The organism is Xanthomonas nasturtii, assembly GCF_023337365.3.
Lineage (GTDB): Bacteria > Pseudomonadota > Gammaproteobacteria > Xanthomonadales > Xanthomonadaceae > Xanthomonas > Xanthomonas nasturtii.
Genome location: NZ_CP142084.2, coordinates 2,815,671 through 2,829,114 on the forward strand (window position 1 = coordinate 2,815,671; position 13,444 = coordinate 2,829,114).

General features: G+C 65.1%; 5 protein-coding genes and 1 pseudogene. 2 read left to right on the top strand and 4 right to left on the bottom strand.

Annotation, left to right across the window (positions count from 1 at the left end):
- Positions 1 to 101: 101 nt before the first annotated feature.
- The 3 genes from M3O59_RS12275 to M3O59_RS12285 all read right to left on the bottom strand — a co-directional run bounded on the left by M3O59_RS12275 (position 102) and on the right by M3O59_RS12285 (position 8,664).
- The gene (locus M3O59_RS12275; protein WP_116905706.1) at positions 102 to 2,477 is read right to left on the bottom strand and encodes a glycoside hydrolase family 127 protein; all 2,376 of its coding nucleotides are present in this window, start codon (positions 2,475 to 2,477) and stop codon (positions 102 to 104) included.
- A gap of 151 nt (positions 2,478 to 2,628) precedes the next feature.
- Positions 2,629 to 5,523 carry a TonB-dependent receptor gene (locus tag M3O59_RS12280; protein WP_116905705.1) on the bottom strand — a complete coding sequence of 965 codons (2,895 nt, stop codon included), beginning with the start codon at positions 5,521 to 5,523 and terminating at the stop codon, positions 2,629 to 2,631.
- 783 nt (positions 5,524 to 6,306) lie between these two features.
- Positions 6,307 to 8,664, bottom strand: a complete 2,358-nt coding sequence (locus M3O59_RS12285) for a Tat pathway signal protein (RefSeq protein ID WP_116905704.1) — start codon at positions 8,662 to 8,664, stop codon at positions 6,307 to 6,309.
- 453 nt (positions 8,665 to 9,117) lie between these two features.
- Here M3O59_RS12285 and M3O59_RS12290 point away from each other — a divergent pair, with 453 nt between their 5' ends.
- Together M3O59_RS12290 and M3O59_RS12295 are read left to right on the top strand one after the other, a co-directional pair.
- Positions 9,118 to 10,689: a S53 family peptidase gene (locus M3O59_RS12290; RefSeq protein WP_116905703.1), complete on the top strand. Its 1,572-nt coding sequence runs from the start codon at positions 9,118 to 9,120 to the stop codon at positions 10,687 to 10,689.
- A gap of 440 nt (positions 10,690 to 11,129) precedes the next feature.
- A pseudogene (locus M3O59_RS12295) lies at positions 11,130 to 12,211 on the top strand (DUF5694 domain-containing protein).
- A gap of 771 nt (positions 12,212 to 12,982) precedes the next feature.
- Here the strand turns inward: M3O59_RS12295 and M3O59_RS12300 are convergent.
- Positions 12,983 to 13,279: a flagellar basal body rod protein FlgC gene (locus M3O59_RS12300; protein WP_064630338.1), complete on the bottom strand. Its 297-nt coding sequence runs from the start codon at positions 13,277 to 13,279 to the stop codon at positions 12,983 to 12,985.
- Positions 13,280 to 13,444 lie beyond the last annotated feature (165 nt).

The window sequence follows — 13,444 nt, forward strand, 5'->3', positions numbered from 1 at the left end:
GATGCTTTGCTGGTTGTGTGCTTGCGGTATGTCATTTACGCGTGACGCAGCTCATAGGTAAGTGCAGCGATGCGGCAGCGGGCGCGTTTCTGCCCCCGCTCTCACGCCGACTCCAACACCCAGCACCCAAACGCCGGCCCTGCCGAATAACCGGTTTCCGGTTCGATGCGGATCTGCAGGGTGGCGCGACCTGCTACCGCTGCGGGTAAGGCGTAGTCCACGTCGACGAAATCCAGGCCGCGGTTGCCGTCGAGGCGTTCGTTGGCGATGAGTTCGCCGTCGGCGAGGAGGCGGAAGCGGCGGCGGGTTTCGTCGCCCCAGTAGCGCAGGCGCAGGATGCGGGCCTGTGCGGTGTTGCGCACGGTGAAGGCGATGAAGCCGCCGGTGCGGGCGTCGCGGCCGGCGCGGCGGCGGTAGCTCAGTGCGTAAGAGCTTTCGCTGGTGAGTGCGTGGGCTTCTTCGGAGGTGTCGTCGCCAAGCGCAACGTGGTCTAGCGCGCGGGTATCCAGGGCTTTCTGCTGTTGCGCGTCGGCGGCCTGTTCGGCCTGGCGTTGCTGCCAGGCGGTGGCGTCGCGATGTTCCAGGTACACCGCGCTGCGGCGGTCGAACTGGGCGTAGAACGGCGAGAAATGCCATTGCTGGGCGCCGTCGGCATAGGCGTAATGGCCGTGTACCGGCAGTGGTTGCAGGCGTTGCAGCACTTCATCGCCGCCGACCAGTGCGGGGGTCTTGTTGCTCCAGGGCGTTGCGGCGTCGCCAAGGTCGGCGGCGAGCACCAGCGGGCCGCGCATGAGCGCCACCCAGGCCGGGTCGTCTGCTGTGGGTTCCAGGCGCAGCGGCATATCCAGCTGCAAGGACACGTTATCGCCAGCCTTCCACACCCGGGTGATACGCAGGTAGCCGTCCACCGGCTGCAGGGTTTGCAGCTCACCGTTGACCTGCAGCGTGGGCGCGCTGGCCCAGCCGGGCACGCGCAAGGCCAGCGTGCGTGCCTCCGCTGGTGCGGCTTCGATGCGCAGTGCGACCTGGCCTTGTTCGGGCAGCGTGCTGTGCAAGGTCAGTGCGAAGCCGGCGGCATCGCGCACGGTAGAAGGCACATATAGATTGACGTAGACGCCCTGCCCGTCTTCCCAGTAGATCGAGTCGCCGAACTGCGCGTGCGCTTCCATGCCGCTGCCGACGCAACACCAGAAATCGTCGAACGGCGACGACCAGCCGCGCGCTTCGCCGGCCAGCAGCGGTGTCATGTAGGTGAACATGCCGGTGCGCGGGTGCTGCTGCGCCATCACGTGATTGAGCAAGGTGCGCTCGTAGTAATCGAAGAACGCGGCTTGCGGCCCCCATTGATACAGATGCCGGGTGAGCTTGAGCATGTTGTAGCTGGCGCAATGCTCGCAGGTTTGTTCGGTGAGGAATTTCGAGATGCTGTCCGGCTGCTGGAAATATTCGCGGTCGCCATTGCCGCCGATCACATAGGTGTGGTGGTTGGTGACGGTGTGCCAGAAGAAGCGCGCTGCGGCGCCGGATGCGGCATCGCCGGTGACCTCGTACTCGCGTGCCAGGCCGATCAGCTTGGGGATGTTGGTGTTGGAATGCTGATGGACCAGCTCGTCGCGTTGGGCGACCAAGGGATCGAGCACGGCATGATGATGCAGGCGCTGCGCCAGTGCCAACCACTGCGCATCGCCTGTTTGCACATGCAACTCGACGAACGATTCGTTGAGGCCGCCGAATTCGCAGGACAACACTTTCTGCAATTGCGCGTCGTCGAGCGCGGAGAAGATGCCCTGCAGATACCCGGCCAGGGCGACTGCCACCTGTAGCGCTTGCGCGTTGCCGCAATGCGCATGCACGTCGAGCAAACCGGCGAACAGTTTGTGCCAGGTGTAGAGCGGCGCCCAGCTACCATTGAGATAGAACGGCGCCGGGTCGATCTTGCCGCGTTTGAGTTCGTCGAAGACCGCGCGCCCGCTTTCGATCTGCCCTGCCGCGTTCTTGCGGGTGAAGCCGGCCACGTAGCCATCGCCGGCATGTGCCTGGCAGCGGGCCAGTTCGCTGACGATGTAGGCCGCGCGCGTGCGGCATTGCGCATCGCCGGTCTGCGCATGCATCAGCGCCAGTGCGCTGAGGTAGTGGCCGAGCGTGTGCCCGGCGATGGTGTCCGCTTCCCAGCCGCCATAGGCCGGCGCCTTGGGATCGAGGCCGGCATACAGTACGAAGTTGTGCAGCAGGCGGTCCGGCTGCAGGCGCATCAGATAACGGCGGTTGGTATTGAGCGCATCCAGGAACAACGAAGGCGTGAGCCTGACCTGGGCCAGCGGCACCGCGCGTACGCTGCCCGGTTGCGCAGCGCTGGCCTGGGCCGGGAACCGCAGGAAGCCGGCGGCAACTGCCAGACTGCTCCAGGCCAGAAAACGCCGCCGCGACACACTCGGTGCGTGGGCGTTGGTTGATTCGCTCGCAGGCATCTCCGTCATGGGCTCAGCTTAGCTCCTGTCGGCACGCATGGACTGCGCGCACCATTGCAACAAAGGGCTGTGCAGCCGCGCAACTACTCGCGCCTGCACAGGTGCGACTCACGCGACCGATTAGCCCCGGACATACTCCATAGCGACGACACCGCCGCACTCAAAACTTCACCGTCGCGCGCGCCCAATAGAACCGACCCAGCAAATCGTAGGTGGCCACATCGGTGTTGGCATTGCCCACGTTGTTGGAGTAATACAGCGGCGGCTGCTTGTTGGCGATGTTGTCCACGCCCACTTCAAAGCGCGTGTGCCACGGCTCCACGTTGTAGCCAAGCTGCAGGTTGTTGTAGACATAGGCGCCGATGTTGCGAACGACGGTCGGCTCGCTGGAATCGGCCGACAGGCTCTGGTCCGGATCCGAATTGCCGATGGCGGTGTGCCCCACATAGCGGATGCGCCAGGTGGCGCTCCAGTCGTCCAGTGCCCAGCTCACCGTGCCCAATGCACGCCAGCGCGGGAAGTTGCCGTAGGCCTGGGTGTAGCGGCCCACGTTGTGGATGGTGACCGAGCTGGGGTCGGTGGTGTCGGGCAGCACGTCGTAACGGGTGAGATAGGTGCCGTTGAGGCCGGCGGTCACATTGCCCCACGCAGTTGCCGGCAAGCGGTAGGTCAGGTTGAAGTCCATGCCCTTGGCCCAGAGCTTGCCCAGGTTGACGGTGGGCTCGGCGATGTAATTGATGGTGCCGTTGCCGTTGCGATGGATCAACGCGCAGAACGCGCTGGCCGGGTTGGCGAAGCATTGATTGAGCACGGTCTGCGCCGACACCGTGGTGATGGTGTCTTCCAGGTCGATGCGCCACCAGTCTGCGCTCAACGACAGGCCGTCGATCCATTGCGGGTCGTACACGAACCCCACATCGTACGACTTGCCGGTTTCCGGCTTGAGCTGGTAGCCCGCCACCGCCGCACCGGACACCTTGCCCGACACCTGCCCGTCCGATTGCTGGTAACTGCCATCGGTGGGCACGTTGGCGCAGGCCACGGTGTTGCCACCGGTGTAGCCATTGCAGGGGTCGTTGACGGTCGCCGCATCGCCGGCCACGCCGGCATACAGCTCGTTGATGTTGGGCGCGCGAAACACCTGCGACACGGTGCCGCGCAGCAGCAGGTTTTCGATCGGGCGGTATTCCAGCGACAGCTTGCTATTGGTCTTGCTGCCCACCGAGCTGTAGTCGGAAAACCGCGTGCCCACGGTGATGTTCAACGCGTTGATGCCGGGCAGATCCTTGAGCAGCGGGAACAGCGCTTCGGCATAGGCTTCCTTGACGTCGAAACTGCCGCTCAGGGTGGACGAGCAGAACTCGATCACCCCGCACAGGCCGTTTTCATCGCCGGTCCATAGCGGGTCCGAGGCGGTGGTGGAGCGCTCCTTGCGGTAGGAAATACCGGCCGCCAGGCTGGCCGCGCCGGCAGGCAAGTCGAACAGGGTGCCGTTGGCATTGGCCTCGAACTGTTTGACCGTGTATACGCTGGTGACGATGGGATTGACCACCATGCCTTGCAGGGTCGCAAGGTTGGAGCTGTCGTTGAGGTTGAAGAAATTCAACGGCGTGCAGCCGGCAACCGCTGCGCCCGCAGTGCCGCACTTCACCACACCATCGCTGTCCAGGAACGATGGGCCGATGGCCTGATTGAACGCGGCATAGTCGAGAAAGCCGTTGTTGATCGACTTCTGCTTGACCTTGCCGTAGTTGAAGGTGGCATCCCATTGCCAGGAGCTGTCACCGAAGCGGCCGCGCAGGCCGGGGCTGATCTGGAAGTTGTAGGTGTTGTATTGGTAGCTGCGATTACCCAGCACGGTGGCGCGCGTGTTGAGGTCGTTGTAGGAGGTACCGGTGCTACGGTCGGTGCCGAAGTTCACGCCAAACGGGTTGTAGTAACTCTGCGCCGACACCAGGATGTTGTCGCCGTTGGAGAAGATCGGAATCGGCGCGATGATCGAGGCCGATTCGGTTTTACTGAACCAGGTATTGACGTAGCCCTCGACGCTGTCGCTGAAGCGATAGGTGCCCAGCAGGAAGGCATTGGTGCGTTTTTGTGGCGTTTGCAACAGGTTGAACGGCTGGTAGTTGTAGGAGTCGGCACTGGCGTTGTAGCAGTGGAAATCGCCAGGGCCCGCGCGCCCGCTGACACCGCTGTTGAGCGTGACGCGCCCACAGCCGTTGGCCTGCGCGAGCTGTGTGGATTGATCCGAGCCGTCGTTGAAGTTGACCGTGCCGGTGGGCGTGGCGGACGAGCCCTGCTTCACCGGTTGGCCATTGGTCAAGGCGAGCGCGTCCCTGGAGTAATCGCGCGCCGCTGCCGAGACCGGGTCGATGTTGTGGTGCGACAGGCCGCCGATCAGGCTACCGCGCTCCCAGGTCTTGCCGGTGGTCAGGGTGAAGTTGCGGCGGTTGCCATCGCCTTCACTGCTGGTGCCGAAGTCGCTGCTGAACTGCACGCCGTCGAAGCGCGTGCGCAGGATGAAATTGACCACGCCACCGATCGCATCGGAGCCGTAGACCGCCGAGGCGCCATCGCTGAGCACTTCGATCCGCTCGATCATGCTGGACGGAATGGCGTTGACATCGTTGTAGGCCAGCCGGACGCCGTTGACCAGCACCAGCGTGCGTTTGTCGCCCAGGCCGCGCAGCGAAATTGCGGACGCGCCCGTGCCGCCGCCGTTGTTGGTGTACGGGTTGGTGGCGTTGCCGGCAATCGATGGCAGCTCCTGCAACAGATCGCCGACGGTCGCCTTGCCGGTGGCGGCGATCTGTTCCTGGCTGACGGTGACCACCGGGTTGGCGGTTTCGGTATCCACGCGGCGCAGGCGCGAGCCGGTGACCACCACGCTGTCCAGGGTCTGCGTCGTATCGCCAGCGGTCGCCTGCTGTGCCGACACCGGCGCGACCGCACCTGCCGACAACGCCAGCAACAGCGCGGTGGTGAGCATGCTCGGCAATGGCCGCATGGTGGCGCCGCAGGTGCGGGAGAGAGGCAACGGCAACATCGGCATGCAAGGCTCCTGAGTCGTACAACAGACAAACGATGGGCAACACGCGCCCGTGCCGGCGTACAGCGGCGCAGGTCGAGGTGATTGGCAGAGGCATGACGCAGCGAAACCGCTGCTCACGCCCGTAGTGCAGACACGCGGACAACTTGCGGCACAGGCGAGCGATCGCGCAGCAACTCGTGTTGTCAGGAAGAGGTGGATTCCGCACTGAAGGCGCCCATGCGCTCCAGTTTCATCAGCTGGTCACAATGTGCCTGTGCGCACGCGCCACGTCTTGTCGCATTTGGCGACAGCGCATGCGGAAAACAGCATGGTTCGCAAGTGAACCATCGTGCGTTGGTGGTGCGAGCGCGCTCCAGTCCGCAATCGCACGCGCATTGCTGTGCAGCGATTGCGGCGTTGCAGACGTGCGAGGTGTCACTGCCACGGGACGCAAGGATCACCGGCAAGATGGCCGCTACCGCTGGATGCTGGTGCACCACGCGACGATTGCGATACGACGACGTGACGAAAGGTGCACGCGTGTCCGCTTGAAAGGCGGGCCGTGAGTCACTTGTACTCAGGGTGCAGCATCGGCAGCGCCGACACCGGAGGCATGCTTCGCTTTGACGGCCACACCCTTCCATTCCTGCAAGGCTGCGCCGCACCGTGGGTGCTGGCGCACCGGCCGGGCCGCACCGATTGCAGTGCCGGCGGTCGAACATATCGGGAAGGTCAGTGGTTGTGCCAATCGCGCGGCGCTGCACCGTACGGCAGCGCAGCAGCGCCGGGCTGGCGCGCCGTGCCTCAGCCGTACCACGCCTGCACCCTCACCGTTGCCGCGCGTGCGGGCAGCGCCACGCGGTCGGCATGCGGACCTTGCAGGCGCGCCGGTGTGTCGTCGATGAGCACACGTTGCAGACGCGTGCCCGCTGGAGCGCGCAGGGTCAGCCAGGTGCGTTTGGGTGTGCGCTCGGGCAACTGCACCTCTGCATCGATACGCCCCGCGGCCACGTCGGTCCGCAGGCTCAGCGTCACCGTGCCCCAGCGCGTTGGCGCTGCGGTGATGCCCAGCGGCGTGCCGCTGCCCAGCCATGCGCGCGGTAGCGCGCGTGCGAGAAACAACTGCTCGCCCGCGCTGTCGTCGCTGACCAGCATCCAGCGCAGCAGCAGCGGGATGGTCATCTGCGCCGGGATGCAGAACAACGGCATGCCACCGGTGATGCCGCTGACTTCGCCCGCCGTCCAGCTGCCGCGCGTGTGCACCTGGTAGCGGTGCGCGTAGACGAACAACAGATATTCTTCGATGCGGTCCAGCCGCAGCAGCTGTTGCGCATAGCCGTAGGAAATGAAGCCGAGCAGATCGCGGCTGCCCGGCTCCGGCGGCGCGATATTGGCCACCACGCCGATGCTGGTACCGCCATGACCACGCAAGCAATCGACCACCAGGTTGGCCAGATCGTCCGGCAGTACGTCGGCCTGCAGCAACTCAGCATACGCACGATGCGGCCATTGCTGTTCGCTGGGTTTTTCCTGCAGCAGCGATTGGCGGAAGGTCAGTGTGGTGCCGGGCAACGGGCCCACGTACGGTGGCGAGATATCGCGGCGCACGTTGGCACGCAGGCTGGCTTCCAGGCGCGCGCGCAGTTGCCTGGCGCGGCGCTGCCACTGTGTTGCCTGGCCGATATCGCCGCCAAGTGTGTTCCACACCTGTGCGATGTCTTCCCAACCGCGGATTGTCAGCGCGCTGTTGGCGTAATACGGCTTCCACCACAATGATGGATCGGAAAACAGGCAGGCGTCGGATTCGTTCCAGCCATGCAGCAGGCCATGCCCGTGCGCGGTGCGCGGCAATGCCAGCGCCTGGTCGTGCAATGCACACAGCAGCTGCGCGGTGGCGGCAATCTTGGGCAACAAGCGACGCAGCCGTGGCGCATCGCCGGTGTAACGCAGGTAGCGCGCCAGCAGCGACAAGGTCAGCCCGAACTGGCCAACCTCGGGCCCGCGCATGTTCGGCAGGCCATCGTCCTGCACGAAATCATCGAAGTAATTATCGAGCACCGCCGCAGCCTGCGCGAAGCGGCCCCACTCCAGGTTGGCGTAGAACGCACTGGTAAACGTGTCCTGGAAGCCGTCGTATTCGTTGCCGTAGTAGTCGCGCTCCACGGCGCCGTACTTGGGGTAATCGCCACCCGGGCGCACCACCAGCTCGCGCGCAAACGCGAACTGCACCATGTCGTTCCAGCTGGCATCGGGCAGCTGCGCCTGCACGGTACCGTCTAGCGCCTGCTGCCAGTACGCGGCGAAATCGATCAACGCCGCGTAGAACTGTTCGGCAGTGGCGGCGCTGCGCGATGGCGCAAATTCGGGATAGCTGTGGGTGTAGTGCACCGCGACGATGGCGCCGGCCTGCACCTTCATCGTGCGGTGCCAGGTCTGCACCACGAAGCGGTCGCTTGCCCGCACATCGGCAAACACCAGCACGTCGTACCAGGCATCGACCTCGCCTTCGCGGCGCATCACCTTGCGCACCGCCGGCATCCAGCCACCGAGCATGCCTTCTTCGCGGCGCTTGATCAGCGCTTCCTCGCCCAGCTCGGTGAAGGCATGTTCCGGACGCGAGGTGCGGCTGCGGCCGTTGGGCAGGATCGGCATGGTGTCCAGGCTTTCGCGCGTGCCCACAAAGGTGGTCCACGGCCAGCGGCCGCCGTTGTCCTTGGGGTCGAGCAAGGACGCGGGCGGCGGCGCCACATCGCGCACTTGAGCCTCGTCCGGGTCGCCATCGCGCAGCAGGCGGTCGGCCAGCAGGTCGGCTTCGGCCATCGCTACTTGCGCCAGCGGCAGCCCGAAGTACGGCTTGCGCTCGGCCGGATAGGCCGGCTCGGTGCGCTTGTCCAGCTGCAGCATGCCGCTGTCGGTCCACAACGTGAGCTGGCCTTGCGCATCGTCCAGATGCTCGTAGACCGTCCAGCGTTGCTGCAGGTGCGTGAAGCTGCACAGCGTACTGCCCACATGCGCGGCCGAAGGCAGCGGCTGCAGATGCGGCCGTGCCGGCGGCGGCGCGGCGGTTGCCCTTGCTGCCGTGGCAGGTAGTGCCAGCCCAGCACCTGTACCGACAGCTGCCGTAGCCGCCATGCCCTGACGCAGAAAGGTTCTACGGTCCATCGTTGCGCCCTCGAATGATCGTTGCCCATCGTGCGCGCCTTCGCGCAGCGCGTCTTGTGACAGCGCTCAGACGCCCGTGCGGAAATCTGCATAGAGAGGGTGTATTGCCTGCCTGCAGCGGTGCTTACGGCGAACGTGGCTGCGCCAGACCACACGCAATGCACATCACCCGGCACGCTGTCGCAGGATCTGAGGCGCACGCCTTAGATGCTGACCTTGCTGCAGACGCCCGCCGTTGCGGGCCGTTGCCAGGGCGATCCACCGATCGACCTGTCATCACTTCGCATGGCGATCGATCGCACGCGGCGGCGGCCGCGCACACAGCCCAGGCATGGTTTTGAATGCAGAATGCCATGCGCCTGGCAGCCGCGCCATGCGGCCGTGACCGTGCAGCACGCTGTATCTGCATCTCGACCGCTATCGGCTCACCTACCCTGATGGAGTTCTTCCCGCATGCATACGATCCTCGCTGGCAGTGAGCGCCGTCCCGCACCCTCCACTGTCGAGGCTGGCCAACCGCCGCTGGACGAGCGCCTGCGCGTGCTGCTCGCGGTGCGGATGCCGGCACTGAATGCCGCCGCCGATGTGCTGTTGCAACTGCAGGCCAATACGCTGCCGGTTGCCTTCACGCGCGCCGAGTTCAGCGAACGCTTCGCCGCCAGCGCCGCAGATCTGCAGGCTGTCGCCGACTTTGCCGCCAGCTATGGCTTGACGGTCGAGCGCGCCCACGCAGACAGCGGCAACGTGATTCTGGAAGGCACCGTGCAGCAGTGCGAAACCGCATTTCAGGTCAGCTTGCGCGAATACGTCCATGGCACGCTGCGCTACCGCGGCCGCACCGGCCCGGTGTCGATTCCGCAGCCCCTGGCCGGCATCGTCACCGCCGTGCTCGGGCTGGACGCACGCCCGCAGGCGCAGACGCTACCCAGTGCGCCCGCCCCCTCTGCGACCTTGCCAACCTCGCCGCGGCCAGCCGAGCCTGCCGACACGCAGGATGGCCCGATCATGCAATACACGCCGCCGCAACTGGCGCAGCTGTACGGCTTTCCCGAGCACGACGGTCACGGGCAGTGCATCGCCATCATCGTGCTCGGCGGCGGTTACGCACGCGAGCAGTTGGCCGCCTATTTCACGCAGCTGCGTGTGCCGATGCCGACGCTGGTGGATGTGCTGTTGCCCGGTGCCGACAATACCGTCAGTACTGGCAATGCGGATGCCGACGTGGAGGCGCAGATGGATATCCAGATCGCCGGGGCCATCGCGCCGGGCGCCAAACTTGCGGTGTATTTCGCGCCCAACACTGACAACGGCTTTCTGGAAGCGATCAATGCCGCCATCCACGACACCGAGCATTGCCCCGGCATCATCGCCATCAGCTGGGGCTTCACTGAATCGCAGTGGACGCCGCAATCGCGTCAGGCCTACGACTGTGCGTTTCAAGCCGCCGCATTGTTGGGCATCACGGTGTGCATCGCCGCAGGCGACGATGGCGCCAGCGACGGGCAGCCGGGGTTGAACGTCTGCTTCCCCGCTTCCAGCCCATTCGTGCTGGCCTGTGGAGGCACCCGGCTGCAGGTCACGGCGGACAGCGCCAACGAGCAGGCGTGGGCCAACGGCGGTGGCGGGCAGAGCAAATTCTTCGCACGCCCTGCCTGGCAGAAAGATCTGCGCCTGACCGATGCACAGCACCAATCTCGCCAATTGAGCATGCGCGGTGTTCCCGATGTGGCTGCCAACGCCGATTCGCAGACCGGCTACTACCTGTCGATCAACGGGCAGCCAGCGGTGATGGGCGGGACCAGTGCCGCCGCACCGTTATGGGCCGCCTTGCTGGCACGCATCTACGGTGCAAACAGCATGCAACCCCACTTCGTGCTGCCGCGCCTGTACGGGCGAACGGATGCGTTCCGCGACATCGTCGCCGGCGACAACGCCGGCTTCCGCGCATCCGCCGGCTGGGATGCCACCACGGGATTGGGCGTGCCCGACGGCGCACGCTTGACAGACGTCCTACGACCGGACTGAGAGCAGCGCGAGTGATACCGCAGGCGGCCATCACGGCGCACAGGGCCGGCATCGCTATCCGCGTAAGCGTGGTGACTGCCGCCGCATTCGCCGCTCCCCTCTCGGCTCTGTGCAGGCCTGCCTGACGCAGGCGACTTGCGCACGGCGCGTACCACGCGCCGGGGACTATGTTTCAGCATCAGGCAGGCGCGTTGTGGTCTGTGCACGCCAACGCCCCCTGCCATTTGACCGCATGACTTTCCGGCCGGGCCCGACGCCTGCTGCTTCGGCCACACGCGCCGCACGTCCACTGCTGCGGCGTGCGCTTGAGGCAGCGCGGACGCGCGCATTCCACAAGGAACGTCATGCAGATTCCCTTCTATCGCAAAGCGAGCAGCGGCGACACAGCCAGTGCACGTTCCGCTCCATCACCGGTCGTGCACGCTCGCCCGCGACGTGGCGTGCTGTGGTCGGCATTGCTCACGCTCATCACGCCCTGCATCGCGCCCTGCATCGCGCAGGCACAGGTGGAGCTATCGCAGCTGGATGCAGAGATGGCCGCGCCACGCACGCAGGTACTGGTTCTTGGCAGCGTGCACCTGTCGCAGCTACCCAAGGGCAGCGATGTCTCTGCCGCGCGCCTGCAACCGTTGCTGGACCGGCTGGCGGCCTGCCAGCCCACCATCATCACGACAGAGGATCTGTCGGGCGAAACTTGCGATTTGATGCGCCGGCACCCCACGGTCTATCTGCCGGAAGACGGTGCAGCTTATTGTCCCAAGGTCGACGACGCGGCGCGTGCGACCGGCCTGGATGTGCCGGCCGCCATCGGCAAGGTGCATGCAACACTCAAGAGCTGGCCCAGCGCGCCGACGTCGGCGCAGCGCCGGCAGCTAGCTGCATTGTTTCTGGCCTCGGGCGATCCATGGTCTGCCTTGGTGCAGTGGTTGCAGCTTGCATAGACAGAGCAACGCCCTGGCGATGGATTGGATGCCGCGCTGGTGGCACGGCTGCGTGCGATGGAACATCGCCAGGACGAGAGTAGCCAGATCTCCGTGCCTCTGGCCGTACGGCTGGGCCTGCAGCGCGTCCACCCTGTCGACGATCACACCGGCGACAATGTGCAGGTGGACAACCCGGCGGCCTATGGAAACGCGGTCCAGGCAGCCTGGGAAAAAGCTGCGCCGCGTGCCGGCACGATGCGCGCGCAGAGAAAAGATCTGGCGCAACAAGGCAAGCTGTTGGAGCTGTACCGCGCAATCAACCTGCCGGCCAACCAGCAGCTCTCGATCGAGGCGGACTTCCGCGCTGCGTTGAGCGAGAAGTCACCGCAACACTACGGCTATCGCTACGTATCCTGCTGGGAGATCCGCAACCTGCGCATGGTGTCTAGCGTGCGTGCCAGCTTTGCCGACCAACCCGGTGCACGTGTGCTGGCGGTAGTGGCGCTACGCACAAGCCCTGGTTCGATCAGTGGCTAGGCCAACTGCAGGGCGTGGAGATCGTGGACGCGGCGCAGGTGTTGGGCAGTAACGAGCAATGACGACGGTGAGTACAACGATTGCAGCATGACGGGTTCGGTCAAGTGCACGGTGACCTCATCGCGTCTGACTTGCAGCATGTCGAGGATGGTGTTTCCCACCGCTCGTGGGATCTTGGAGGTATGGATTCCGCCAAAGAGCTAAAGGACGTGCTTGCAGCATGTCGTGCGATGGTGAACCGGCAAGGGCTTCAGTGAAGGCGCAGCGTCGGTCGAGTGCGCGGTGCCCTCACCGCTCACGGGACACGCCGTGAATCCGTCCGTGGAGGCTCGGCGGCGGCATCCATGCCGCCAACGGTCCCGCAATCGGTGAGGACACCGCACCAGACAGTTGGCTGGCGGTTTTTTGAAGAGCAAAAGCCACCGCATCGCAGCCTGCTGGGGCGCTGGTTCAGATCCATGCGAACCGACCATCTCCACTGGTCCTTGCTCGCCCACCGTCGCGGGACCCTTGGCGGCATGGATGCCGCCACGGAGCTTACATGGACGTACTTGCAGCGTGTCCCGCGATGGTGGGCGGGCAAGGGCCCTGCAGCAAACGCGAAGAACTCGAGCGCGCGGTGCCCCACCAGATAGTTAGCTGGCGGCTTTATTGAAGAACAAAATCACCGCACCAGAAATTCTGCGGACTGTTTGATCGAAGCTCTGCGCACCGACCATCTCCACCAGTGCTTGCAGCCAAGCAGCAGACGGATGTCGCCAGGGCGCGACCACACCGACAGCCGTGTACCCGGTGTATCAGGACGACGAGGGCTGGCATCCACTCCGCGCCGCTTAGGTCAACACGTCCAGCAAGCTACCCAACATCTCGTCGGAGCGCCGCAGCGCGGTGGCGTTGGCCTGGAAATCGTTGCGTGCCGACAGACCCTCGACCAGATCGGTGGCCGGCGCCGATGGATCGGCGCCGGCATCGACGACGCTGGCGGCCACGCCGCCATTGGCCTGCGTGCTGGCGGCAACGGACTGCCGTGGGCTGCCGTCCACTGGCTGACGGGCCACATTGCTGGCGGCTACCTGCTGGCGCAGTGCGGCCACCTGCATTCCGGAACTGGCGATGCTGTTGATGCTCATGATGGCTCCAGTGCACAAACTATGAAAAAAAAGCGAGGACGCTCGTTGACTCACCAACCGGCGCAGCCGCCGATCACAATCGCGCTGCGCTGCTGTCGCGTTTACCGCACGCTAACCGCTGGGCGAGCCTTTCTTACGCGGATGGACCCAGCGAACAGCAACTGC

What these genes read in the sequence shown, in the direction of transcription:
- M3O59_RS12275 (WP_116905706.1), bottom strand. Translation starts at nt 2,477, where the DNA reads ATGACGGAGATGCCTGCGAGCGAATCAACCAACGCCCACGCACCGAGT.
- M3O59_RS12280 (WP_116905705.1), bottom strand. Translation starts at nt 5,523, where the DNA reads ATGCCGATGTTGCCGTTGCCTCTCTCCCGCACCTGCGGCGCCACCATG.
- M3O59_RS12285 (WP_116905704.1), bottom strand. Translation starts at nt 8,664, where the DNA reads ATGGACCGTAGAACCTTTCTGCGTCAGGGCATGGCGGCTACGGCAGCT.
- M3O59_RS12290 (WP_116905703.1), top strand. Translation starts at nt 9,118, where the DNA reads ATGCATACGATCCTCGCTGGCAGTGAGCGCCGTCCCGCACCCTCCACT.
- M3O59_RS12300 (WP_064630338.1), bottom strand. Translation starts at nt 13,279, where the DNA reads ATGAGCATCAACAGCATCGCCAGTTCCGGAATGCAGGTGGCCGCACTG.